The sequence below is a fragment of the Sideroxyarcus sp. TK5 genome (genome assembly GCF_054601595.1).
This window is the reverse complement of the sequence record NZ_BAAHSJ010000002.1, coordinates 353,074-379,110: the sequence shown is the minus strand read 5'-3', so window position 1 is coordinate 379,110 and position 26,037 is coordinate 353,074. Positions and strand designations below refer to the sequence as shown.

Here is a 26,037-nt window from a genome sequence, read left to right as displayed (position 1 = left end):
GGATCACGAAAAACTAAATTGGAAACCGTTAAAGACCTGCTCATCCTCACTCCAGAGCAGATGAATTTTTATCCCATTGTCGTCACACAATCGTTTAGCTATATATAGTCCCAAACCTCGCCCTGCAGAGGCCGGCTTCTTACTCCAGAAAGGATCGAAAATTTTATCTCCATCTTCCTCCTCCATACCAGGCCCGCTGTCTGTGAAGCAAATTATTTTCTGAGCCAGATCGAATTGAACGGTGATTTCCGACTGCCTGGCGTGACTTGTAGTCGAGCTGTCCCCCAAAAGCGAATCTCGAGTCGACAACCAATAGACAGAATTGGAAATCAAATTCTCAAAAATCTGGAACATTTGCCCAGGAACAACGTTTGAAACAAGCTTCTCGAATGGCTCCCGGTCAAACTTTATAGCTATCTTGTGGCGATCAAACTGAGCCTGATGGGCACTAAACAATGTTTCCAATACTTCCAATATATCGCATTCAGTTTTGATTTGTCGTCCTGGAGTACTCACGGGATCCAATATGCGGAGCCTCTTCTCAAGTGTTTTGAGTTGTTGCTGGAGTGACCGCAAGGAAGGTGAAAGTCTCGTAGACTTTGCCTCCATATCGAGGTCGTTCAAAGTGTACTTGGTTGTCCTTGCTAGCTCATGCACGATAAATTCCACTAGCAATCCGACTCCTGCAAGATGAACATAAGTCTCGGCACCGCTCTGTTGTTTCTTGATCGTCGATTTGGCATGAGCCCATGCGAGTTCCAGCTGATCAACATGAGATCTTAACTGTCGAATAGTAGAGTCACTTTCCGGTAGCTTCTTGGCTAAGACGGTCAATGACGTTTTCGCTGATTTAGATTGTGTCTTGACCAATTGATCAATCTTTTGGACCGAGTTCAGAGCCAAACGGGCAGAGCGCTCCTCATGAGCGGATACCCGAACACCCAATTCTTTCCAAATACCATATTGCAGACATTGAATTAACGCTCTCTTTTCGGGTGAGTCTCGCATTCCCTCCCGATTCGTCTGATCTTTTAGCGCCGGGTTTTGCAGGGCGCCAATTCGCACGTAGCCAACAAACTGACCTCGATTTAGCTTGAATGACTTGCGTCTCAATGCACGCTGATCAAGAGACAGCCAGTCATCCTCGGGAGACGCATATGGATAAACCCGAAATCCGTCGCGATATACCAGCAGGCCTCCGCCCCACTGGGTTAGCCATTCTTTGAATTCACTCTTTGCCCCCTTCTCTGGAAGTTCCAAGCCTTTACGCTGACGGTTATACCAATAACCCTTCATTTCGAAAGCCCCTAAAGAATCAATGCCCAGATAACGCGGAGCGTTACTACGCGTTTGTCCTGGCGCTATCGGCTCATTCTCGTCTGCTAACAGACTAAATACCCCATCTCCTTCGGCATAGATTTCCTTTTCATCTTCCTCAACGTTCCCTCCAGTTGCAGGTACGCGAAATATCGCTTTTCCAGTCAAGACCGGAATTTTTTTCGATTTACTTGGGCTATCTTGCACTGGGAGCTCTTTGTAAGAGAAGTTTAGTTCAAGATATCCATGCCATTGATCGAGCCAAGTTTTATCGATTTCGATCAATGCGCCTCTTATCTGAGTACTGTTAAAAAAGAGTCGAATATCCAGTCGAGGGGATTCCAAATCAAATGGATCCTGCAATTTGGAAAGATGCTGTACGGCGATTTGCCGAAGCTTAAGTTCTGTCCAATCGCTTTGCAGATCAGATATTGATATCGTCGTACCTTTGTCTTTGTTTTTTTCAACTTCAAGAGTGTTAATTTCGGGATGAAAATCTCCCAAATTTAAGTCCAAGTTTTCTTCGAGCGCCCCCCAATCACATCGCAACTGCGAGTAATGATTATCATGAATAGTTGTTGTCGTTACAATCAAGCGACGCCCAAGGCGCATTGTAGACAAGCGTCCAATGCCTTTTTCACCAAGGTATTGCTTAGTACCTTTCTGTAGGCGATTGGGCGTACCTACAGTCAGGAAATTTGTCTCCAAATTATCTTTGGACATTCCGTCGCCGTAGTCCTCAACCTCAATGTACGTGCAATTCGAATAGAGGCTACGCAATGGACTGAGAACTTGTGCCGATGTAGCCCCAACCAGAGTATTCACAAAACTCTCTTTGAACTCATGGCTGGCTTCTGCACTCACGTAGTGTTTGAGCCATTTCGTGACCTGAGCCGCTTTGAAAGGGGAATCTGCCTCCAAGATTTCTGCCAACAATGTTCGGTAGTCTGAGTGTTTCAGCCACGAATGAATGCTGATAATGATCTTTTTGCTGCCCGCATCAATGGCATTCTTGATTAACTCATACAGCGCTACTTCATCCGAACTGATGAGTTCAGCCCCGAGTTCAAGCAAAACGCGGGCTTTGACATTGAATTTATACATGGCGTGTAGTCATTTATCTTGAGGGGTACAAACAGGTGAGTATGTCTACAATTGACACACTAGGCAGCCTTGGTCATCATCTTCTTCAAGCCCTTCTGCCTGATCAGCTTCAGCAAAAATTTCAATAAGCTTTACGTTTTCCCTTCTTGCAGCATTTCGCTGCATCCGTATTACGTGCTCGCGCCTGATTTGTTCCATTCGCTCTGGTTGCTCCAATTCGGCAAGGCTCTCACCTTGACTCCACGTAAAGAAATTTCCTGTCTTCTCGTATGGCCTCTCGTACTCTTTAGCCTTGTCATAGAGATCAGGATAGGTTTCCTTCAGTCGAACCCATTCAATCTTTTGTTGATAGAAGCAGAAATAGCACCCTGACCTTGTACGGCCCCACTTGGTGTATGGAGGCATACCCACTCCTGAGGTATGCAGAATTTCTTCAATGTCACGCAACACCAGTCCGTCTTCTCTGAACGGGTAGACTGCTTTGATGTTTGGCTTATGGCTGATATAGCCACTACGATTTTCTTCTGCTCTCAAGCCAACATAGTTGATGACCTCTTCGTTGCCACAATACTGCTCAAAAGGTTTGAGCTTGAGGGCTCTAGTGCACCACCTACGATGGTTCGACGGAATCATTCCACCGTACATCTCATACCAGTGGTCAAAACCCACATCGGCATTTAGATGAACTACTTCTTTGCCTAAATAGCTGGATATTCGATCCAGATACTCATAGGTTTCTGGCAGCTCCTTCCGAGTATCACTGAATATATACTCCATCTCTGGCACACGATCACGCAAGTAGATTGCAAGCGCTGCACTGTCTTTGCCGCCTGACAGGCTCAAAATGTGCCTTGGACGTTTCTCTTCAGCCATGGCTGGTTCTCTCCTTCGCATTCTTACTTACATCATCTGTTTGAATCCCCATTAATGCTTGGGCCAATGATGTGGCCGCCAACTGGGAGTCACCCTTCGCAAACTTGGCAACCAATTCAAGGACGCTTTTCGCGATCGATGTTGACGCATCGTTGGTAGAGGAAAACACAGAGACTTCCTCACCTCCTGGAGTTGTTAACGTGACACCAATAAAGCGATCCGCAGCACGAGGAGCCTTTCCTCGAAGCATCACAACCTTCATCCAGCGCTGGTATCGACCGCAAAGATCAGCGAGTCCTTCCTGAAACTTGCTCATTGTGTCATCAACCCATGAATCCAAAGGTCGTTGCACTATAAGGCTCCCAACAGAATCAAGCCACTTTTCATCAGTTAGCAGCAAATCTGTACACCGCAGGATAAAGCCTTTTAATTTCGCATCTGCAAGCTTGGAACTCTCTTTAGTACACTCAGCTTGCAATTGGCCGCGAACGCGACTTAAAGGACCGCTTATCCCAAAGCCTCGCCCCAACTCATTAGCAACGTCCTCTTGAAGCTTACGATGAGCCATGCCCAGATTCGTCAAAGTGTTTGTCAGCCAAATGGAGAAGCTGTCTTTTGACTTCGATTCAAGATGTGCACGGCATAGCGTATGAGTAAGTAGCTCTATGGGGTCCGTAGCCTTGTCCAATATTGAGCGAACCAAAGTTGCGTCCTTACTAACGCTCAGAGTTTGTTTGGTGAAGTCTGGAAGTCTGTAGAACCACCGAATGAGCTCTCGCGCAGTCTCTAGGTACGTTGCATTCGTTTCAATGGAACAACCAACTGCCGTGAGCGCGACCCGATAGTCTGCAAGCAGCCTCCGACTTCCTTCAACTTCGGGCAACTCTCTCATCGTAAATGCCGACGGATTCTTGTACATCCGCTGCAAATGCTCGGAGGTCATTTCCAAAATCAACGTGCCTCGCTCGAAAACAGCACATCTAGCACGATTTGTTAGCAGATATACAGCAATCCAGATCCCAGCTGGTCCCGCCCTAACACCCAGAGGAGGCGCTGCAAGTGCCTCAAGAATTTGTTCAAAACTCTTTGGCTCTTCAGAGTCAAGTTGGAGCGCAATAGCTGACCATACTGCAGAAAAAGGGGATGACTTGGAGAGAATGGGCGCATGAAGCCCCCAACGACCGTCAACTTCCCGCCAGATGCCTGTATTACATAAAAGCGTGGTGTGAATCAGTCGCTCTGGGGGGTATTCGGCATCGCCACTAATTTGACGCGCTTCATCTCCGCTCAAGTAGACATCGAACATCCGTTGTCTTGCTAAAACTATAGCCGAAGCGGGCTTGTCTTTATTGATCAACTCGTTCACGATTCGCGGCGTCTGGTGATACACCTTATCGAATAGCCAAGAGGCCAGTTGGCTGACGTTCATGAACTCACTATTTGGAATAGTGGAGCCGACATGCCAATAACAGGGGCCGGGACGATCTGCAGATGGCACTAACGCTGAAGTCACAAGACGCTCGACAACATCGCCGGCATCCTGTAGTCGATCTTCGACATACCTAGTTGTCCATGGATCCAACCGCTTATTATTTACTTCTCCCAGTACAGTTTGCCAAATAGCGAACTCTGCAAGCGCGGCACGGCTTTCATTAGACAATGCCAAGCCAGCACTGATACAAAGTTCGTCCTGCTCGTCCTTTAAACGATCTGCCAGTTGCTGTTCTGCCTTTGAGCCCTTAGTAACCAATACAAGCCTAAGCCATGCATCTGGCCGCACATCATCTGATTTTCCGACTTGGATTTGCGGCCAGGCATCCGCTGTACCCACTAGCATGCCCATGGTGCGAATCGTGCCAGTTGCGTCATAGTGACGGTTGGCTACAACGAGACGTTTAGATAGTGCTTTGGCAATGCCCTTAACAACTAATTCACTTTCGCTAGAACCTGCCGCACGCTCGTAAAGCGCCTCAATGTTGACGGCATCAGACACTGCCAGACTATATTCCGGCTTCTTGCGACGCTTTAGAAGAATGCCTTGATCAACCAATCGTGAGAGTGCCGAACTACTCTCCATCACATCATCATCACCCAACGCGAAAGAAATCACCTCAGCGGTTATTGGCACAGTAATACCGGCCTGCACCAACTCTAGCACTGCAATTGTCTTTAAAACTGATAGTGCGACCGCATCCTGAGTAAGTCGCTCGACGGCTGCCTTAGCAAAAGCCCAACGGCGCTCAGCACCCAAGTCTCGAAAGCGCAGACTGTTCCCATCCGATAGAAAATCGTAGAGATCCGTAAGCCTGTACCAAGCACCAATAGCATGGCTAGCAGCAAAATCACGAAGTCCTTTAGGTTCGCTGCCTTTGAGGAATGCGTGAAAAGACCTTTCACTCTGACCGTATCGTTTCGATACTGTGGCAATAGCGGCTAACGTAAGCGGATGTAGCGGGTAGAGATTCTCTGGATACTCAAAGAGTTCTTTGTCAACAGTAGAAGTAGAGCGCAATATGCCCAATTGCAGAGCTTGTGTATAAAGAGTCTTGCCTTCCGAGACCAGATCCTTGCGTTTATACAAAACCGGCTTGACGCCCAGGGCGTGACTGGCAAAGTGAGCGTAACGCTCTATGGGTTCATCAAACGGAATTTCTTCGAACCGCGCAGCAACTTTATGCCACTCATCGTTGAGGGAGCGCCCGACACCGGCCGCATAACTGGCAAGATGTTGGTGCAACATTGCAAATACAACCAGCTTATCGTCGTTAGCCTTGCATGCAGACTCAGCAACTTGTTGAAGTGCAATTAAGTCTCCTTGCTCAGGGTAGAGAGCTGCGTACTCTACGAATTTACCCACCTCGTCGATCAATAGCGCTATGCCTTGGTAACCCACCGAGGTAACAACAGTGGCAAAGTCCCCGGCCAAATCGCCTACTACCGAATTAATTGGGAGTTTTTTGTAAGTTCCATTTTCGATATCGAGTTTTTTTCGAAACGCGATGACCGCTTTTGTCCCCTTGATGTCTTGAAGCGCCTGATCTATCGAAGCGGCCAAAGCCAAGCCAAACGACGTGCGCGAGCCAACAACTGCCAGACCAAGTCTGTTTGTCGATTGAAACTTGGCGGCGATATCTGGCGCAATTGCAGCAAGACATTCTGCAGCGGCAGGATAACGGCTTGGACCCGCTAACAACTGAGCAAGAATAACCCCCAAAGCAGACTTGCCGCTCCCATAGGGACCTACAATCTTCCATGCGCGTTGCGCTTTTCCCGTGACAAGACCCTCACCAATTTGACGAAGAGCAGCAAGGCCATTAGGCGTCATCAAATAACCATTTGTAACCTGGTCATCATATAAGTCCCGATTTAAAGCAATAGAGCGAGTGTGTCGCCCACTGAGAGTCAACACATCAATGACATGTTCATGCATATTCCAATACCTCCTCCCGCACCCACTGACGGTATTGTGGTCCAAGCTCCGCTGGCTTCAGGACAACGCTTTGCGTATCCGCAGTATCAACAAACCTGAGCGCCCCCTGGAACGGCCCTGCAATTGTGTTTGTGAGGAATTGACGCAATTGATGCTCATCCAAACGAAAAACAACCCCTGGACTACATTCCCCCTTGAGCACATTGCTAAAGTCAGCTGTCCATTGATTATTACCCTGACGGGCCAAGAAATTTAACAAGGCAAATCCGAACACACGAGCGGACAGCCCTATTGGTAATGCCGCATCTGTATTGTATTTGACGCCCCCATCCTCGGCTTTCGTTGCTTTGATCAAATTCAAGTCCTGCAATGGGCACCAAGAAGTATCGTCTGTACTGCGCTCGGCCTGATAGTAGCTCTGGATGAAAATTGAGACATGCTGCTCAAGAGTGCTGGACGCCAGAGGGCGAGACAACCCAGCGCTCCTCCTCATCAAAGCATTTACCAGTCCTTGCCGATCAAAACGAATAAGCCGCCCCTCGCCAAACACCTCATTCCACGCAGCCAAACCTGCCTTCGTGCTTAATTGCCAATGTATAAGCCACAAGGATTCTAACGATTCGAGATAAGGATCCCATCCTAACTCACCAAACAGGCATGAACCCACAAGACCGGGAACGTGTCCAGCCTTATCCGGTGCGATAATGTCAGTTGCTTCAGCCCAGAACTGCAGTGACTTCACCATATTTCGCCCGATGCCAAGAGTATCCATCGCCCCCTCATGATTTCGAAGCAGTGCCGGCTCGTTCACAACGGCACGATAAATCTTTGGCAACCAGCCGTAGCGACATACAAAAGACTCGTGACCCGAAAAACGCTCGGCCCGATCAAGCTCATCAACCATTTATCCACCTCGTTTCTTAGCATTTTTTGGCACTTCTGTTGCCCCCAAGACGGCCCCAGCTTTCTGAACAAAAATGTGCTTGGCTATAATAAACTGTATATGCATCACAGCTAATCTTAATTAAGTTAAATATTAGTACTATTTGCAAGCCAAATAGCGTCCTTCTCTGATGATTGAGATTGCCCGATCCGAAGACGTGTCATCGAAAAATCAGACTGACATTCGCATTTTTTCAGCTCAAATAACGAAGAACAAAATACGCCACGATTGCGCAAATGATTGCTGGCAATGCTACCAGCCAATCCTGGCGTGACGGTAGACTCGCGGCAATCAGCGTGCCAGCAATCCACACATGGACCAGATTCCACCCACCCGTAACCTCGGGATGGGCGACGGCATACCAGATGCTAAAAGGAAAGAGCGCAATCGGCGCCAGTGCAATCGGGATGCGCGTCAGGATGTTGGGAGCCATGCGAACTGATCCCAATGTCCAGGTGCCGCCCTCCCGCTTGGGGATAATGTTCGGGAAGCTAGGCTTAGCTCCCAGCAGCAGCGCAACAAGCCAGTGACTCAGCTCGTGCACCGCGGTACCAGGCAAAGCAAACAGGCTAAACGCCCACATGCCCAATCGAGGCGCGATGACGAAATGAATCACCAAAATGCCGCCAATCAGCAGGTGTGTGATAGTCGGCAGCGCAGTGAATTGGTCGAACAGGCTTGTCACTGCCTACCCGCCCTTCCTCATCTCGGAATAGAGAATGCGCTCGTCCCAAAGTAGTTCAGCCAGCTCTCTGGTTTTGCCCGTCGGGCCAATCGACTTGCACTCAAAACATTCCACTGCCCAGCCTTCAGTATCAATCTCGATGGTTCCAGTGTGTTCACTCGCGCAAAATGGGCATGCTGCATTCATGGCTTCACCTTTCGTTTCCGCCACTCCCATGGTGGCACTGCGTCTTCCAATCGCCATAGGCCGCGCTTTTCTCTTTTTGCGTCATCCTCGGCACGGTAGAGCGTTGTGTCATGCGCATACCTGCGATACACCCAAGCCATGCCGCGCTGGACTTGCTCTCTGTTCACATCGATGCCGTCCACAGAGATGCCGCACACAGAGATGCCGCACACAGAGCGGCCATAGCGGTCTGTATCACCACAGGAAGCCGTTACCATCTTGCCAAAGGTGAGTTGAGCCAGCGATTGCTTGGAATCGTTGCCGAAGGGCTGTCCGGGCTTGTTCTTGCCGTGCGAGGTCTCCGGTGCGTCGATCTGGGCAAGGCGCACCTTATGCTGCACTCTGGCCACATCCAGGATGGTGAGGGTATCTCCGTCCGCGACGCTGACAACCTTGCCGGTGATGGTGTTGGCCAAGGCAGAAGTGGCGAACGCGCATGAAATCAACAGCAGCAAGGCCGGAAGTCTCATCGTGCCGCCCATCCGTTATATCGCAAAACCTGAAGCATTCATGACATACCATGCGTCATCAACCAGATTGCAGGATACAGCGCCCTGGATGACCTGCTCGCTACCATCCACAAGTCTGAGTTTCACGAATGGTTGTCTCTGGCGCTGGCCAACCGAGCATGCCAGCACGTTTGTGAGGTGCGTTTTCTTGCCAGTTTGATGTTCAACCACTGCACAGTTCATAGCTCACATCAACCTTTATCCCCAAGAATCCGCCTCATTGCCCACCACATCAGCGGATGCACGCGCCGGTTGTTGCCTGACTCCAGTGGCGATTCCCATTTCTTGACCGTATTGATAGTCGTCATCCAGTGCTCTGCCGCTTCTGTCTGTGTCAGGCCGTGGCGCTCGCGCAAGGCGATTACCTCTTCCGGTAGTGGCTGATAAAAGGTGTGCCTATCAACGCTCATTGCATAATTACATATTTCATCGCTTGATGAGGGCTCCACCCGCCTGAATGCTCTTCTCTTGGAAGGCTTGAAACTCTACTGCCGCGTAATATCCACCAATCAGCAGCAGGCCAATTGCGATGATGCGAACAAATAACTCCATACGACTCTTCCCTATTGCAATTTAACTGCTTCGTGGTCATCGCCCAGAAATGCCGCTTGAGCATCTGCCTGCTCAAAATTCAGCGCGATCCAGGCCATCTCCAAAGGGCCGTAAACCGGTTCCTGCGTATCCGAATCGAACTTCGTCATCCTCAAGTACAGCCCAGTCGATATTTGCCGCACAACGTGAATCGTATGCATTCAATTTCCTCCAGCACATCGAGAGTCACTTCACCGGGCAAGCATCCACCATCATGCCGCGCCCGAACTATAGACCCAGTGGGTCTATGTAGCAAGTGCAAATAATGAACTGCAAACGCTTTTCATCATTCCCGCGAACTCGGGCCTATTCTGCCAATTCGTGTTCATCAACCGATGTTCCTCTCGGGTAACAAAAAAGCATTTAGCAGTGTCTCTTGGGTCGAACTGTTGCCATCTCTGATCGGCTGGTGATGGAATGGCGCGATAGCGGTAGCAATCATTCTTTTCAGCGCAGCCTTTGCCGGTACACATCGTTATGCTTGCCATGGTCACACCTTCGGACTATTCGCCAATTGAGCCAGGGCCGGATCAGTCACCGGTGACTTCGTGCCCTCTACCGCTTTTGCAATCTCGGCCACGGTTGGTTTCTTCTTGGAGTTGAAGCGCAACGTCGCATACCCTGCCTGACTGGTCATTGCATCCCGTTTCCCGTCCTTTTCTGACGAGTGCATGCGGTCATCCAGCTCGATCAGCGCGACAATGTTCAGCGCTTGGTCGCACACCACGAAATCAACCATCTTCTGCGAGAACGTCCCGCGAATGCGGTAATAGTTGCGCTTGTCCTGTCTGGTCACGGCTGGCTGCAAAATCGCCCCCATCGCCACTTGCGGGAACACGTAGAAGTCCGGTAGCGCCTCAATGAGCCGCCCAAAGAACTCTTTCTCGTTGTCAGTCAGAATCGGCTTTTTCAAATACTCCTGCGCGCCTTGTGAGCGTTGCGCCATCAGACGCATCAACACCAGAAATACGGCGACTATCAGAACCACGAAGACCACGAATAAAAATATCGACATCAATCCCTCCCTTTCACTTGATAAAGATCCGCATGGCCGTAATGGCCACCCAGCCATACATCAACAGCGCCAGAATGTACTCCCGGAAGTCCCCCGTGCACAGTTTCAGCGGCGAGACGAAACGCATTTTGCTTGGCCATAGCAGCGGCACCCCAGAGTTGGTCAGCCAATCCCCCATCAGATGCGAAAGATACCCGACCGCTATTCCCACCAGCACCGGTACCGCGATGCCTTGGTGCCAGTTGGCCTGCTGAAACACCCACCACAGGAGGCAGGACATGGCCACGACCGCAATCAGGCTGTGCGTGATACCGCGGTGCCCGAATATCGCGGAGATCGGCAAGGAAAGCGGTAAAACGCGGCTTCCGAATGCGCTTTTCGGGTGGTCGATGTCGGGCAGATAGCTTCCAGCAACACCACCGGACAGGACCAGCAACGTTTGAATCGGCCCCGCGTGAAGATATTGCGCAACCAGGAGCGAAGAAGCTGCCCCGGCAGCGGCATGGGTGAAGGCCATCATGGTCTCAAATCCGCTTCTGCAAGTTGCTCAACCAGATCCAGCTGGCAATCCCCATCGCGAGGATAGAGAGCGGCGCGAATACGGCCGGAATCGGGATCGGCAAGACCATCCAGAACGCCACAAAAAACAGATTGGCGTTGGAGATGACCACGCCCATCCGGTGTTTCATCGGCGACTGCGATGAAAACCGGTGCATGCTGATCTCTCGCACACCCCATCCGTCCATCGAGATGGCGAACACAAAGGGCATCAAGACAAAGAAATACAGCAGGAGCATATAGGCGCGGTAGGTGATGAGCGAGGCCCACAACCAGGTAACGATGATGCGCTCCTGCGCCCATCTTCTGACCGGCGCCGGCAGCGATTCTGTGCCTTTGATGACCGAGGTGGAGTCTTTGATGATGTCCATGCTGCCCGATATGGAGTGGGTGTAGATCCAGTGATCCGCATCCACGCCCCCCAACTTCATCGAGAAGTCGCGTTCCGACTGGAGGGAGCCCATCAGGTACTCTGGGGTTATCAGCGCCCACACGGCGGCGGCCGCCAAGATTGCAACCATCGCTATGGTCGCGCCGAAGCTCCCTTTGTTCTTTTTTTCAGCCATCGTGATTATTCCTCGTCCTGGAGTATCTTGATCTTGCCTTTGATGATTCGGCCACCGGAGAGCTTCGCAAAGAAGTGAAGCGGCGCTAGCTCGCCAAGGATTGCGGGGGGAATGACAGGCGCTTCTTCTTCGTTGACGGACTCTTGATACGAGGATTTGTATTCATCCTGCAGGTGTGCGTCAGCACCGTGTCCGTAACGCAAGGTGATGGATTTGTATTTGAACTTCGGCAGGCCGTTTGTGATGTATTCCTGCGTGTCGCCATCGGTCACACGGAAGCAGATCAGGTTGTTGATGTTGCCCATCACCTGTCTGGCCTTGTTCTCATCTCCCAGACGAGCCGGGAGGTCGGCAAGGGTCTGCATGGCCAACGTGACGCGGAACAGCGCACCGCCGCCCTTGTTCATCAGCTGGATGGTCGGCTGGTTGATGACTTCGGCCGCTTCGTCAATGAACAGGTTCACCGGCTTAATGGAGTCGATACCGTAGTTGTAGCGATCACCGGCCACCGCAGTCAGGTCGGCGAGCATGATGGAGCCGATTGCGCTGCCAACGGTGCCGTCCGCCAAGCTGTCCAGCCCCAGATAAAGCACTTGGCTGTTGTTGATGATCTTGGCCATGTCGGTCGATTTCCGCTTGCCGCCGATCTCTGCCGTGGGCGACAACAGGTCGGTCAGCGGGTCCGAGGTGAGCATGGACAGAATCGGGATGAGAGAGGCGACCATCTTCTGGAAGTGGTCCCGGTTGTGCTCGAAGGTGGAGATCAGGCCGTCCAGGTCGGATGACTGGGCTTCATGAATGGCAATCTGCTTGTAGAAGTCGATGTAGGCTTCAAGAACCCTGTCCTTGTGCTTTTTGACGAAGCCGCTTGAGCGCGACTCCCAATCGGCCACGTGGTCGATGAAGTGGTGACGCAGGGTATTCAGCACAAGGTTGTCTGCGCCGCCCTCGATGTATTGCTTGAGGTGCGCGAGGTTCGGGCTGACACCGGTGGCCACCAAGCCGTTCACGATGTCGTTGAGCACCTTCCAGCCAAAAGCCGCGAATGGGTCAGCGCCTGTTTCGGATGGAATCAGGGCCGCAACCCGGCTGGCGAGTTCTGTACGGCGGTTCCAGTTGCGCATGGGGTCGATCGCGACCGAGCGTTCAGGGTGCGCCGGATGGAAGTAGACGAACCGTTCGGGCTGCCCAATCTTTTCGCAAATGCGCTTCATGTTCTCCTGGAGCGCGTGATCACCCTTGGGGTCGATGACAATGACGCACTCTCCGCGAAGGATGGCTTGGCCAATCAGAAGCTCCATGCCGCGCGTCTTACCCACTCGGGTAGTTCCGACGAATCCGGTATGCCCCACAAGGTTGTCGAGGCTCATGAATCGGTCGGTCTCTTCATCCAGCCCATGCAGCCAGTACGCGCCGTTCAGTCCGTGTGCGTTGGTGCTCTTGCCAATGGTTTTTGCGATGCCCAAGCCAATCATGGAGTGCATCTTCTGGGCCTCGATGTCCGTCCAGTCGAATCCGTCGCCCAGCCAGACCGATTTATTCCTCTTCGCCTCTTCTGTCTTCTGCGCCAGTTCCGCGATGCTCATGAATTCAAAGCCTGAGTTATTCAGGCGCGAGCTGTCCACGAAGCGGTTGTAGGCTGCAATTCCACGGTAGGCGGCCATGCCAGTGCACACGAGCGCTGCGATCGCGCTGAACTTCATAGGGATGGGAACCGGCATGTATTTGCCGATCATGAGCGTCGCCGTTGCCGCCCCGCCCCACACCGCCGCCATCTTGGCCTCGATGTTCGGACGCCAAGGATTCTCCCAGTCAAACGACTTTGCCATGCGTTATTCCCTTGTCTTGAGTGTGAGGATGGTTGCGGAGAGGTACACGCCGACCAACGCTTCAATGAACGGCTGGCCAGCACCAACCAGAGTCAGGAATGCCATCGCGGGGATGGTGAGCAGGAACACGGCAGACAGAAGGCGCTTGTTCAGCCCCATCGACCCATCGTGCGAGGCGAACAGCCAGATTGCACCCAGCCAGACTGACGGTATCGCCACCGCAACAGCGCCGCCATATTCAATCCAGACCGCCAGCACGCAAGCCGCGAATGACAAGACGCCCAAGGCAATGCACAGGCCTGTCGAGTCAGGCATATCGCCCCAGCGGCCACGGAAGGTGTTGTACCGCCACGAGAGAGACGCCAGCGCCCGGATGAGTTGGCCTAGTTCGCTCATTTCGGCTGCGCGCCCCGCACTACATGATTGAGTGATGTGATCGCTTTGTTTGTTAGGTAGACCCTGCGGCGAATTTCACTCAGCTTCGGTTCAATGGCTTCAATCACGTCCATTTCCCAAGGTTGGGCCAACTTGCCCAGCACAGCCAAGTTGTAACCATAGCTACCCTTCTGCTTGGGAATAAGCCTCTTTGTCATACGGCGCGTCTTCGCCGACTTTGAGCCATACCACCGAATCTCGTACCAATTCGCTGTCAAGCTGTTACCACGAATCCGCGTCTGAACAAAAAGTACGCTCTTGTCGTTCCATGACTTCTGCTTGTTTCCGGCCATAACCAGTTCGAAATGCTGTTTGCATAACTCCTCGGCTTTGGTCCCGAGTTCTTCAACGCAATTCTTCAGGTGTTCGAGCGCCTTCTCTGCCTCCTCGCTGGCATGCCCCAATGCTTCACTCAATGTCTCCATACGTCCTCCATAAGTAGCAGCTCACCTAACAATTACCCACCTTGCTTACCCTGTTAAGGCCTAGCTTTACTTCTAGGCCGCGAGGTTCTCGCGGCGCGGTAAATTGGTACTCTGGTTTCGCCTTGTTTTCGTACATCGCGGAAAAATCGTCCTTCGTAATTTCAATAGGTTGAGTACGGAAAACGTCTCCACAACGCATGCGGAATTTTCTTCCGGTTGCGGAATTTTCTTCCGCTCTCACATCAAAAGGATGCTTCGAGGAAAAACCTTCCGGCTTCAGCGTCAAAACTTCACATTTACTTTCATGGTGTTGCATGTGGAATATTTTTCCGCTCTACGCTGATAACTTATAGGTTCGAATCGCGGAAAGTTTTTCCGCCCCATCGTCCTTGTCGGAAGAAAATTCCGGCAGCGGCTTGGCTATCAGTTCGTCGATGAGTGGTTTGAACTTGCGCAGTGGCGAGGTCGAACCTGTCACTTCATGCAACTTTGCGTATGAAACGGTCAGTCTTTCTGCGCTCCCGCAGTGCTGTTTGAGGAACAGGTAGATCAGCCTGCGTACAGCCGACTGATTGAAGTAATCGCGATGGATCTTGTCGAAAAATTCATTGTGCGCAAGGCAGTAAATCGAGTGCGGCAGCCTGATTTCAACCGTTTTTAATCGCCCTGCTTCGTCGCGACCCAGCTGGTACTTCTCGATGAAATTCAGCGATGCATATTCGAGGCCTATGGGCTTGGTATTGGTCGAAATGCTGCAGTCAACAAGACGTTCCAGACCTTGAATGAAAAGGCTTTCGCGCTCACCGTGCCGTGGCCGCCCTGCAAAGCGATAGAAGTCCTCTATCTCGAACTCATAGGTTGCTCCTACATCGGCATCCCGTCCGTCCAGGGCCGCGTTGGCTATCCACGTGACGCAGTAGATCAGCACATCGAAATCACGAATGGTCGGGAGTCCATTGGGGCCGGGCTTGAACTCCATGAACTTGCCCTTGTATTCGAACCTTCTGGGCTTCACGTCCCCTGCTGAAATCGCGAATGGCGAGCAGAATGGTAAGTCGGCCGAGAATTCTTCATACATGGCCTGCCGATCAGCTGGCGGGGCATCCGAAGGAAATAGATCCTCATCCTTGATAAAGGATGCTGCGAACAGGTCTAGGGATGCAATGAGCTTGAACGCGGATGATTTGATTCTGATGGCTTGTTGCTTCCCCATTGCGATACCACTTCGATTTGATTGACCGTCGAAGTCTAGTTTTTCGGGGAGGGGAAATCCCTTGAATGCGGTTCAAATTTGAACCGTATTTCCTGATAGAGGATGAAACTCTTCTGGACTGCGCAAAGCTTAAGCCTACTGTAGGCGCCCTGCCGTGTGTGTGCACCTTACTGGCATATCGTTCACATGCTCTGCAGTTGTTCTGCAAGCGCTATTGAAACGCAGTCTTATTGTCAGCTAACCTGCAGGCGTTCTGTAGTTGCGTTGGAATAGGCGATATATCTTCAAGGTCACTTTCACGGCCTCCCATTCTTCCGACAACATGGGATTCAACTCATCGAAAATCTTTGACGACAAGGTGTTGGCCCCGTTGGCCTTGGCAGTCTCATACATGGTCATGGCAGTCAGCGCGTGTGCATTGAACTGGGCGATTGAGACATTTTGTTTATGAGTAGCAGCTCAAAGCTTGTAAGGCGATTTTCCGGTGCCAAGGACGTATAGTCTCCAAATTACAAATTTTGAATCTAATTCGTCAGGTTGACACGGGGCTCATGATGTCGCTGGCCAAACGCTCAGATAGCCATTTAGCCAAGCTGGTGCCATCCAACCGTGCGTCTTCCAAAATCCTCGCAGCTTCTGCGCGCCAAGCGAGATCACCCGGCTCCATGAAAGTCCTGCGCAGATCGCGAATTGCTACCAGCGCTACTTCCGCCCACTGCCGGAAATCCTCCAATGGCCAGTAGCTCACTCTGCCCAGCGATGGCATGGCACCGCTGCAGGCTTTAGTGGCCGGGGTTACCAGCACCGACACGATTGTGGCCGACTCTGTACCCAATACGTGTGTGCGAATCCAGTCTGGGTGTGAAGCGGCCTGTCGAGCCTTGGTGGCGTCGATGACGGCGTCCGCTTTAGCGCCGGCATGGTCCTCAAAGACAATCACTTGGTCGCCAATCAGCCACCAAGGGTCCGGCGATGCATCCGACTCTTCCTTGCCGGCGGCAAAGCCTAGGTGCTCGCCGAGCTGCTGCTGGGCGCGTTCGAACGTTTTTGCCGAAGCAAGGCCACTGCGAATTTCGTTTTCCCGTACTACGAAGTCGCGATTGTGCAACGTACCGAGTCTGGCCAAGTAGGCCTCAAGGCGCTCTACCTGCAGCATAAGCGCGGCGTTATTAGTGGCCGCCGCTTCCTCAGCCTCCGCTGTTCCGCCTCGTGCCAATGTCACTAGCCAGGGAATGCCAGTTGCCGCTTCCTTTGCCTTGCGATAGGCCTGACGCGCCTTCGTATCGAAGCCGGCCACGCCCTCTGCGGCTGCACTTTCTGCCGCAGCACCAGCTAGATAGAACCACAGCGCGCGATAGCCTCGGAGGCCAGCGTCACTGAGGCCCGCCAATACGTCTCTCGCCGCATCGTGGGCACGCTCATAGTCTTCATTCCACATCGAGGTCTGCCATTCGATTTCATTGGCGACCACGCCCGTGAGCTCATCTATCGCAGGAAAGTCCTCTTGCTCCGCAGCGCTGCGCATCTCCAGAATGCTGTCATTGGCATCCTGCCAAGCATCGTCATGCTCAAGGAAAACCTTGAAATTTTCCAATATCTCCCGAGCTGTGGTTTCGGACGATTGCAGGATGCCGAACTCGATTTCGGCTTGCAGCTCTGGGTGGAAGTGCACGCGCCTTTTGCGATCGGTCAGATATGTAGGCAGGTCTACGCCAGTCACAAAGACTGCGGAATAGTCGTTAAGGCCGCGGGTGCAGCGCCCCAAGGCCTGCATGATTCTGGTCTGGACCCGCTCGTTGAATAGTAGGTTGGCACCCATGCGGGTCATCAGGAAGCGCTCCTGAAGATTGGTGGCCTTGGGCAGGCCCTCAACTAAGAGCAGCCGGCAGTCGTCATCCGGAAAATCGATGCCGTCGTAGCGATTCGCGATCACGGCCACAGCTCTCTCCTCTGCCACGAACTTGGCCTTGGTTTTCTCCAGTGAGTCCGCGTCGAACACGGGGTAGCCCAGCTTATCGCTGATGTCCTGCCTGATTTCCTCGGCGCTATCCTTTCTTGGGGTTAGCACCAAGCTGCGACCCGCAGCGCGCATGAGCGAATGGCGCAGTGTCAGGGTGTCGTCTTCGCTCAGCGATTTCTCAGGGAAGACAAAGAAGCGGCGGCCGATACCTTGAACATCCCATCCTTCCGGAATCGGCAATCGAAGTATGTTCGGGCGGCCAGTGAGCCGCTCTAGGTCTCCACCAGCACCAAGCGTGGCCGACATGAAGATACGCTGCTTCGCACCAGCGAAGGGGGCATGGGACCACGTTGGCGGAATCAGCGGACGAATCATGATCTCGGTGGCCGACATATATAGCTGACATGCGTTCAAGTGGCCCACCAGACTCCTCCAAGCATAGCGCTCGCGCGTATCCTCAACATGTCCGCTAATCGCCGATGCCAGTTCGTCAGCCACTTCCGCGAGCATATGAGTAGGCAGCTTGTCCACCCAGGACGCATCGTCAACGTCGCGAGTGATACCCATGATGCGGGCGTAGCTGCTGGCCGGAATCGCCTGCTTGATCACGCTGGCCACTGCGTTATGTAAGTGAACCGTATCATCGTTCAGGCGCGACATCGACAGGGTCCATTGTGCGGCAATGTAATTCTCGGCGGCATGGGCGTCGTCGACGATGATAATGTCCGGATCCTTGAAGAATGGGTTGGTGTTGAACAGGCTGCTGTAGGTAGTGACGGCGACCCTCTCACCGTCCATGTATGCGGCCTTGGCCGCCGGTGCGTAGTCCTTGACCCCACCGGTGAAGGCCTCGATGGACAGGCCGTACTTAGCGGAGGCCTCCTCCGCCACTTGGTTAACCAGTTGCTTCGTCGGGCATAGATAGACCACCTTTTCGCCGAACTTGCGGCGACGCCACTCCGCCAGCAGCAGGCCGACCAGAGTCTTGCCGCTGCCCGTCGGCAACTGAAGCGCGACGTCCTTCGCGTTGAGCGCCTTGGCTAAGTAGTTCCGCAGCATCTGTCCCTGGTGGTCAAATAGGCTGGGGTGCCGACGCCTGGGTAGGTCGCGGAAGAGTCGGTCTGGGCTTTCCGGAACGGCGGCGGTGATTGTAGGTTTCTTAAATGCCATTTTCACTTTCTCCCTGTAGCCGACATGTCGGCCCAATCTACTGTACCGGCTCGCCTCCATTAATTGCATGTTAATTTCAGCTTTCGCCTCTGGGCACCACTTCTCTAGCCCGCGGAGGCGCGCTCTAAGACACGATCTTCAGTACCGGCCTCTTGTCGCCCGGCACGGATGGTGGAGGTGGCTGAGTGACCAGCTCGCCCACTAATGACTCGATCTCATCCAGCGGGATGTGCAACTCAGCAGCGATGCGGTCCCTAGTAATGCCATCCTTCCAAAGCTCATCAAAGACCATGCGCCAAAGTATGGACTTCTCACGCGCAAGACCTTGAGGCTCAGTAGTTCGGTATCCCAAGTGGCTCATCTGCTTGCACAGATCGCGGTAGTGCCAGTCAGAGATCAGACCGGCATCGAACGCTGTCCGTGCTAGAGCCGACACCGAGACGCCCCACCGTTTTTTAGCGGACACCAGCTGCGTCAGGGAGTTGACCCGGCCCAAGTGACCAATCAGGTCGCCCCGGTTGATCAGAAACGCCGAGGCGAACATATCGGCCTCGCGCTCGATATCCCGACCGCCATTTGTCATGCCGTGGATGTGCAGGACTAGGTGGGCCAGCTCGTGGGCCGCATCAAAACGGCTACGCTCCGCTGACTTGAAGGTATTCAAGAAGATATAAGGAGTATTGTCTCGCCAGCAGGAAAAGGCATCAACATGCTTGTGCTGCTCGGCCAACGAGAAGACCCGAACACCCTTGGACTCCAACAGCTTAATCATATGCTCGATCGGCTTAGATCCCATCCCCCAATGGCTGCGCAGAACCTCGGCAGCCGCAATGGGATTTTCGTCACGCAGGTCAAGCAGCTGCGCTACGGGAAGCTCGAATCTCTCGGCCACCCAACCGTGTAATTCAAACGCCAAATCGCCCGCTGCCAGAGCTGCGTCGCGCTGGCGAGCCGTGAGCGATGACAAACTACGAAAGCTCACCGCTTCGGCACTAAGCGCTTCGCTGTCGCTGAGATACAAGAATTCCGTCGGGTAATTTAAGGCGAGGGCCAGCGCGCGCACGGTGTCGCTGCCCGGTTCTGGGGTATCGCCTGCCTCTAAACGCGTTAGCGTCAGAGCTGTCAGTTGTGCCTTCTCTGCCAGTTCCTTTTTTGTGAGCTGTCTGCGCTTTCGAGCTAGCGTAAGCCTGCTCCCGTTAAACATACGCTGATTCGTTCTTCATCTTCACTTCTTTGCTATTCGTACCACATGGTCTACGGGACCGCTGTTATCGTCGGGGCGACCGATGTCGCAGGGCGTGGGTTCCATATCCTCATCAACGACCCAGATACGTTTACTAAAGCCCTCGAACTGGTTGCCCTCGAAGGCTTCAGGGCAAGACACCTCGGCCCGCAACCTCTTGGAATCTGCGCTCACGCAAACAGCCCACACGGTCGGCGTACTGCCAATGGCGTCAACTGCCTCCGGAGCGTCTCGATTGAACAGCTCAGCCTGACCATTCTGGATGAGCTTGCGCGACCCAGCTCCTTTCCCAGAAATGGCCTGAGGGTTCTGTTCTGTGCAGGCGATGTCGACGTTCTGAAAACAAATCTGAACCCCTATCTTGTCGTTGACTGTTGCCTCCACGTTGCCGGTACGGCTTAGTCGCCAGCCCAGAGGCAAGAGCTCCATGCGGATGGCCCGGACGCCATTGATATAGGCCAAGGTGCCCGGCGTGCTCGAAGGGTCGATCTCTAGGGCTTCGGCCTTAGCTGCCGCAGCTTTCCGAGCTATGGACGTGACTATATCCGCCGTCAGCCCGAGCGAGTGTAACTGCTGATGGACAGAATAATCTTCACTAATAACAATGGGCGATTGCTGGGTCATAAGTTATGGGCATGTTGATTTTTAACGCCTACATTGTAGGTCAAATTAATCAACATGTGTGAATTTTATCCAGAATATTACAGCGGCGTTGCCACGCCCCCCCACCGAAGCGTGTGAACGACATCAATGTGTGGGCATTTGACCACATTCCAAAATTCTGAAAAGTAGCATTGACCGCACGTATGAGTTCGCGAGATCCGGGGGAGACTGCCACCCGCAGCTATTGGCCGAGCGGCAGGTAAGCAACGCATTGCTGGCAGTGATGATTCTGCATGCCACAGAAATCCACTTGTTTAATCCAACTTAATCAAGCAGCGTAAACGCTCCGCCCTTCCCCCTGATAACTCTGGTACACATGCTCGAACACAGCTGAACACTTGGCTTCGTAGAGCTCCTTGGAATAGGCACGCGGCAGCCCCTCATCCAGAGCATTCTCGATCTCGATCTTCACGCGGGCACGGGTGGATATCTTCTGCCGCCATCCCAGCACCAACAACTTGTGCAGCTTCTCCAGGAGGTGATGCGCGATCTTCTTTACCTCATCCCGCTCTTCGGTGGTTAGCTCTGGCGCAGGACGGGTGAGGATGTCCAAGATCGTCAGCTCTTCTTCGCTCAGGTTCTCGCGCACATGCCTTGTTTGCTCGTCAGTCAGCACCTGAGACAGCGCCAACAGCTCTTTGAATATCTCCTCGATATTGCGGCTACCGGAGTTATAGCCTTCGATCAGGTCTTGGAACTTGGCCAGATAGTCCGCCCTCGTAGGGTTAAGGCGAACCATGCGCTCCAGTTGCGCGCGCACAGCCGCCTTCAGCCGTTCGACATCCGTATTGCTTGGCTTCTTGTCTTCGAAGCGTTTGCGCAATGCCTCGAAATTGATCTTGGAAAGATCGATCTGCCCATAAGCCGATGTCTTTTGCCGGATCTTGAAAGGTTCAGCCTCAATTGAAGCATCGAGCAAATTCTGAATCCCCCGCATGATGTGCGAAATATCCGGAGGGTCAGTTACGGTACGGATGCACTCGGCTATTGCGGCAAGACAACCGCAGCGCTGGGCAAACTCGACCGCGACCGGATCGGGCTTCACTGCGCGATATAAACTATTTACCAATGCTTCCAGAGCCAGGAAATCGCGTTTGATCGTCTCTGGTGCCATCAAACGATCTGCGGCCGCCTGGATCGCACCAGCCTGTGCAAAGTTGGCTGTTTGCATATCCTCGATTTCAGCGAGTGAGATGCCGAGCTCCAAGCAGAACATATTCGCGTCATTGATGGCATAGCGCAGCTCGTCCGCCAGCGCCTTCTTATCCCGCACCGGCATCTCACCGCCGCCACCCTGGCCATAGATCGCCAGCGCCTTTTCCAGCGAAGCGAACACATTCGCGTAGTCCACGATCAAGCCGCTCTGTTTGCCGGCATAGACGCGGTTGGCGCGGGCGATGGTCTGCATCAGGGTATGGTTGCGCATCGGCTTGTCCAGATACACCGTCGAGCAGCTTGGTGCATCAAAGCCGGTCAGCCACATCGCGCACACAAACACGAGGCGCAATGGGTCATTGGGGTCTTTGAATTTCTCGTCCAGCTTCTCATCGAGCATGCGCTTTCGGTGCGGCACGATGTCGAGGCCCAGTTTCGCCATCTGCTCGATCTCGTTCTGCCCCGCAGAGACCACCACGGCCATATCAGTTCCCGTGAGGTAATCCAGACGCTCTTCCAACTCTAACTCGTGCTTCATCTCCGGGCTGTCTTCAGGGTCCAGCGTCCCCACGTACCCCGGCAGATTGTTCCACTTTTCAATCTCTTTTTGCTGATTTTCCAGCTCGATCTTCCAGTACTTCTGCACCTTGTCATACATGCGCAGCGCGGTCGCCTTGTCGATGGAGACCACCATCGCCTTGCCCTGGAATCCCCGCCCGAGGAAATGCTGCACGATGTCCTGTGCCACCGTATCCAGGCGGTCATCACGGGTGATGAGGTGATACTGCCGCCCCAGCTCGCGCTCCAGCTTCCTCTCGGCGTCTTCGGAAAGGTCGGCGTTCTCGATCAAGTCGTAGATGTCGTCGTTCAGGTCTGGGTTGTCGAGATGCAGCTCGGGCGTGCGGTTCTCGTAGAACAATGGCACGGTCGCACCATCCTCAACGGACTGCTGGAAGTCATAGATAGAGACGTAATCACCGAACACCTCGCGGGTGCGCTCCTCGCCGGCGATCAGCGGCGTACCGGTAAAGGCGACGAACATGGCATTCGGCAGCGCGGCGCGCATGTTCAGGGCCAAGGTGTCGTATTGGCTGCGGTGCGCCTCGTCGGTCAACACGATCACATCGCGCCGGTCACACAGCACCTCGGCGGCCTGGAATTTGTGGATCAGCGTGAATACATAGCGGTTGTTGCCGGAAAGCAGCTCACGCAGCTGTGCCCCGCTCTGTGCATGGCAGGCGGTCGCATCGCTCACTGCGCCACATGCGGCGAAAGTCTTGGCGATCTGCTCGTCCAGTTCCACACGATCGGTGACAACCACGAATGTCCAGTTCCCCGGAATCTTGCGCAGCACCTTCTGCGCGAAGAACACCATCGAAAAGCTCTTGCCTGAACCCTGCGTCTGCCAGAACACACCGCCGCGCCCATGCCCCTCCTCGCGTGCCTTGAGCATGGCCTGGATGGCGTTGTTCACGCCGATGAACTGATGGTTCTGCCCAATGATCTTGGTCAGCCCGCTCTTGTGCTCGGAGAACAGCGTGTAATTTTCGGTCAGATCGAGCAAGCGTGAGGGATCGCACAGACCGCGCAACATCACCTCCAGCGACACGCGGCGCGGTTCGTCCTCGCTCTCGATGCGCTTCCACTCAAAGAAACGCTCCCAGTCGGCGGTCAGCGAGCCGACGCGGCTATCCGTGCCGTTGGATGCAATGAGCAAGGCATTCGACCAGAACAGGGCTGGCACGCCATTCTGCGCATGCTTGTAACTGGTGAGGTTGCCGTCGAAGGCTTGTTTGGCCGGCACACCGGGCTTCTTCAGCTCGATCACCACCCACGGCAGACCATTCACGAAGCCGATCAAATCCGGGCGGCAGGTGTAAAGCTGGCCGACGATGGTCATCTGGCTCACCAGCAGGAAATCATTGGCAGTGGCATCGTCCCAATCCACCACCCGCACCCGCTCGGCCTTCACCCCGCCCTTCGCCAGGTCAGGCACAGACACCTTCACCCCGTCGCGCATCAATGCCCAGAGCTCACGGTTCGCGGCGGCAGGCGTCATTGCTGAACGGTCGCGCGACAACTCATCCACGGCGGCGTTGATTGCTTCAGGGGGTAAGGATGGATTCAATCGCGCCAACACATTGCGCAAGCGCGCGGCCAGCACCACCTCGGATTTCGTCTCACGGCCGAGCGTGCCACTCTCCCCCATCACCTCTTCCGAGGCGACCAGCGTCTCCCAGCCCAGCTCGGCAAAGAGCTGGATGGCGGGTTGTTCGACGAGGCTATCCTCGGTGTAGCTCAATTTTTATCCTATTTATCCAATTATTTTTTCTAATATTTCAATGCACTATCAATAGTCCGCAGTCACAAGAAGGATAAGAATGGGATAAAACGAGACATAGCGGGACATAGCGATGGCCAGTGAGCATAGTTAATCTGATTGCGTTAGAGGTAATGACCAACCACTTCCCGGGCCTTTGCCAGTTGGTTCTACTGCTCCTTCCCTGCGCATTTCAGCCAACAAGTTTTTTACCATGTTCCTCTTCTGTTCCTCACTTAGAACCTCCGGCAACTTTGGCAACAGTAGCCGTTCAATCTGTTCACGATTCGTTGCCCCAAAACTCGTCAGGTGGCTAATCACCAGCCCTTTGTAAAACACCTTGTCCAGCCCCTTGTTCCGTGTGTACTGGGCGGCATCGCCGACTGCGGCAGCTACATCTGCCGCCACAAAGAAATTAGGTGCACGGCCTTCAATCAGTTTCTTGCCGCGCAACATCCTCACCTCGTCAGGAGTAATCTCCAACCGCTTCTGCACACGGTCCAGCAAGATAACCTCATGTAGCGTCAAATCCGCATGTCGAATCAGCGCGAAGGTATAGCGCTCGTCAATCAGCCGCCCCGCGATATGCGCCTCCACCCGCGAACGCTCACGATCGATCAGGTAATCCGGCAAAGGGAAGAAGCGATTTCGTTGCAGCATGAACATGCGGCGGATGCCGCTGCCGATGGTATCAATCAACTTCATCTCCACCATCGCATCGGCCAAGCAGCGGTTGCGGTATTCTTCCGGCGGCACATCCTGTTCGATCACCTGCTCGACGGAGCCGGGAATGAAATTGCCCAGGTTGCTGAAAATCAGCTCACCCGGTTTTTCCACCACTCGCACCAGTCCGCCCATAGCGTAATCTTGGTGCGCGAGGCAGTTATGCAACGCCTCACGGATCACCCAATTGTCGTACTGCGGAACCTCGGTCGGAAACAATGTGCCCGGCGGCATATAGCGCACCGTCAGGTTGCGCACCCGTGCGAACAATGCATCCGGTAGCTTGAGCAATGGCAGGCCAAAATGCTGATAGTCCACATCCATGCTCTGCGCATCTTTCAGAATCCAACTGATTTTCGGCTGCACAGGCAACTTAGCCGCAGCCTCATCCCGGCCAAACAGCAACAACGCAGCGCGCGTGAGTTGCACATTGATGCGCAGCTTCAGCTTGTCGAGAAACTTGGCGTCATCCCAAGTTGCTTCCTCCGCAAGCAAGCGCACATTACCCTCATGCTTCTCGCGATACTTCTGCCGCCCCAAAGCCAAAGCCTCGGCATCGAGATCAGCCATCCCGGCATCAACCACCAACTCGGCCGACCAATCCACACGCAAAGCCTGCCGCCGGATGCGCTCGATCTTCTCGATGGAGAGACCCGCCAAAGATTCGCCATTGCGCCCATACATGTGCATCTTCCAGCTCACCGGCATCCCAGCAGGCGCAGGCGGGATCTGGAACATTAGAACCCGCCCTTCGGGGCGGATAAGCTCAAAAATATCAACGAAAGTGAGGTTCGGAGCTAACTCACGCGCCACCTCCTGCTTCAACGATTGCAGGCTGACGGCGGTATTGCGGTATTGGCTGCCAACAATCTGGCGCGGCTTGTCCTTCACGCCAAACACTAGCCACGCGCAGGGCTGACGATGCAGATTGGCCTCGTTGGATAGTGCCGAGAAATACTGCCCGAGGTCATTAGCACCGAAATCAAACTTGGCTTCCTTGAACTCCACCCATTCGGTTTCCACCGGCAGTGCAAGCAGGCGGTCAAGCAGCGCGTTTAATTCGGGCTTGATCACGCGGCCCCCCC

General features: G+C 53.5%; 21 protein-coding genes. All 21 read right to left on the bottom strand.

What is annotated here, in order from left to right; all coding sequences use genetic code 11:
- Positions 1-3 precede the first annotated feature (3 nt).
- A complete protein-coding gene (locus ACYPYQ_RS04895) occupies positions 4-2,421 on the bottom strand; it encodes an ATP-binding protein (protein ID WP_459720598.1) in 2,418 nt (805 codons plus the stop codon).
- Positions 2,422-2,466: 45 nt separating this feature from the next.
- Positions 2,467-3,294: a phosphoadenosine phosphosulfate reductase family protein gene (locus ACYPYQ_RS04890; protein WP_459720595.1), complete on the bottom strand. Its 828-nt coding sequence runs from the start codon at positions 3,292-3,294 to the stop codon at positions 2,467-2,469.
- A complete protein-coding gene (locus ACYPYQ_RS04885) occupies positions 3,287-6,724 on the bottom strand; it encodes a hypothetical protein (protein ID WP_459720592.1) in 3,438 nt (1,145 codons plus the stop codon). The genes ACYPYQ_RS04890 and ACYPYQ_RS04885 overlap by 8 nt, the downstream gene beginning before the upstream one ends.
- On the bottom strand, positions 6,717-7,628 hold the full coding sequence (locus ACYPYQ_RS04880) for a DUF4007 family protein (protein ID WP_459720588.1): 912 nt from the start codon (positions 7,626-7,628) through the stop codon (positions 6,717-6,719). Before ACYPYQ_RS04880 ends, ACYPYQ_RS04885 begins: the two co-directional genes overlap by 8 nt.
- Positions 7,629-7,860: 232 nt before the next feature.
- Complete coding sequence (locus ACYPYQ_RS04875; RefSeq protein WP_459720585.1) at positions 7,861-8,352, bottom strand: hypothetical protein; 492 nt, start codon at positions 8,350-8,352, stop codon at positions 7,861-7,863.
- A 182-nt stretch (positions 8,353-8,534) separates the two neighbouring features.
- Positions 8,535-9,047 carry a thermonuclease family protein gene (locus ACYPYQ_RS04870; RefSeq protein WP_459720582.1) on the bottom strand — a complete coding sequence of 171 codons (513 nt, stop codon included), beginning with the start codon at positions 9,045-9,047 and terminating at the stop codon, positions 8,535-8,537.
- A gap of 230 nt (positions 9,048-9,277) precedes the next feature.
- On the bottom strand, positions 9,278-9,496 hold the full coding sequence (locus ACYPYQ_RS04865) for a helix-turn-helix domain-containing protein (RefSeq protein WP_459720580.1): 219 nt from the start codon (positions 9,494-9,496) through the stop codon (positions 9,278-9,280).
- Between the two features lie 16 nt (positions 9,497-9,512).
- On the bottom strand, positions 9,513-9,638 hold the full coding sequence (locus tag ACYPYQ_RS04860) for a hypothetical protein (protein WP_459720578.1): 126 nt from the start codon (positions 9,636-9,638) through the stop codon (positions 9,513-9,515).
- A gap of 11 nt (positions 9,639-9,649) precedes the next feature.
- On the bottom strand, positions 9,650-9,838 hold the full coding sequence (locus tag ACYPYQ_RS04855) for a hypothetical protein (RefSeq protein ID WP_459720575.1): 189 nt from the start codon (positions 9,836-9,838) through the stop codon (positions 9,650-9,652).
- Positions 9,839-10,167: 329 nt separating this feature from the next.
- On the bottom strand, positions 10,168-10,692 hold the full coding sequence (locus tag ACYPYQ_RS04850; RefSeq protein WP_459720572.1) for a DUF2726 domain-containing protein: 525 nt from the start codon (positions 10,690-10,692) through the stop codon (positions 10,168-10,170).
- A gap of 13 nt (positions 10,693-10,705) precedes the next feature.
- On the bottom strand, positions 10,706-11,212 hold the full coding sequence (locus ACYPYQ_RS04845) for a metal-dependent hydrolase (protein WP_459720570.1): 507 nt from the start codon (positions 11,210-11,212) through the stop codon (positions 10,706-10,708).
- A gap of 4 nt (positions 11,213-11,216) precedes the next feature.
- Positions 11,217-11,816, bottom strand: coding sequence for a hypothetical protein (locus ACYPYQ_RS04840; RefSeq protein WP_459720567.1), 600 nt, complete (start codon positions 11,814-11,816; stop codon positions 11,217-11,219).
- Positions 11,817-11,821: 5 nt separating this feature from the next.
- Positions 11,822-13,645 carry a conjugative transfer system coupling protein TraD gene (gene traD / locus ACYPYQ_RS04835; protein WP_459720564.1) on the bottom strand — a complete coding sequence of 608 codons (1,824 nt, stop codon included), beginning with the start codon at positions 13,643-13,645 and terminating at the stop codon, positions 11,822-11,824.
- 3 nt (positions 13,646-13,648) lie between these two features.
- A complete protein-coding gene (locus tag ACYPYQ_RS04830) occupies positions 13,649-14,041 on the bottom strand; it encodes a hypothetical protein (RefSeq protein ID WP_459720561.1) in 393 nt (130 codons plus the stop codon).
- Complete coding sequence (mobI, locus tag ACYPYQ_RS04825; protein WP_459720554.1) at positions 14,038-14,505, bottom strand: conjugative transfer protein MobI(A/C); 468 nt, start codon at positions 14,503-14,505, stop codon at positions 14,038-14,040. The genes ACYPYQ_RS04830 and mobI overlap by 4 nt, the downstream gene beginning before the upstream one ends.
- 334 nt (positions 14,506-14,839) lie before the next feature.
- Positions 14,840-15,718 (bottom strand): replication initiator protein A, encoded by an 879-nt coding sequence (locus ACYPYQ_RS04820; RefSeq protein WP_459720551.1) that lies wholly within the window; start codon positions 15,716-15,718, stop codon positions 14,840-14,842.
- A 532-nt stretch (positions 15,719-16,250) separates the two neighbouring features.
- The gene (locus tag ACYPYQ_RS04815; RefSeq protein ID WP_459720547.1) at positions 16,251-18,848 is read right to left on the bottom strand and encodes a DEAD/DEAH box helicase; all 2,598 of its coding nucleotides are present in this window, start codon (positions 18,846-18,848) and stop codon (positions 16,251-16,253) included.
- Between the two features lie 124 nt (positions 18,849-18,972).
- Positions 18,973-20,052, bottom strand: a complete 1,080-nt coding sequence (locus ACYPYQ_RS04810; RefSeq protein WP_459720542.1) for a helix-turn-helix domain-containing protein — start codon at positions 20,050-20,052, stop codon at positions 18,973-18,975.
- Between the two features lie 21 nt (positions 20,053-20,073).
- Positions 20,074-20,715, bottom strand: a complete 642-nt coding sequence (locus ACYPYQ_RS04805) for a hypothetical protein (protein WP_459720539.1) — start codon at positions 20,713-20,715, stop codon at positions 20,074-20,076.
- A 307-nt stretch (positions 20,716-21,022) separates the two neighbouring features.
- Positions 21,023-24,211, bottom strand: coding sequence for a type I restriction endonuclease subunit R (locus tag ACYPYQ_RS04800; RefSeq protein WP_459720537.1), 3,189 nt, complete (start codon positions 24,209-24,211; stop codon positions 21,023-21,025).
- A 129-nt stretch (positions 24,212-24,340) separates the two neighbouring features.
- A complete protein-coding gene (locus ACYPYQ_RS04795) occupies positions 24,341-26,026 on the bottom strand; it encodes an RNA-binding domain-containing protein (protein WP_459720534.1) in 1,686 nt (561 codons plus the stop codon).
- Positions 26,027-26,037 lie beyond the last annotated feature (11 nt).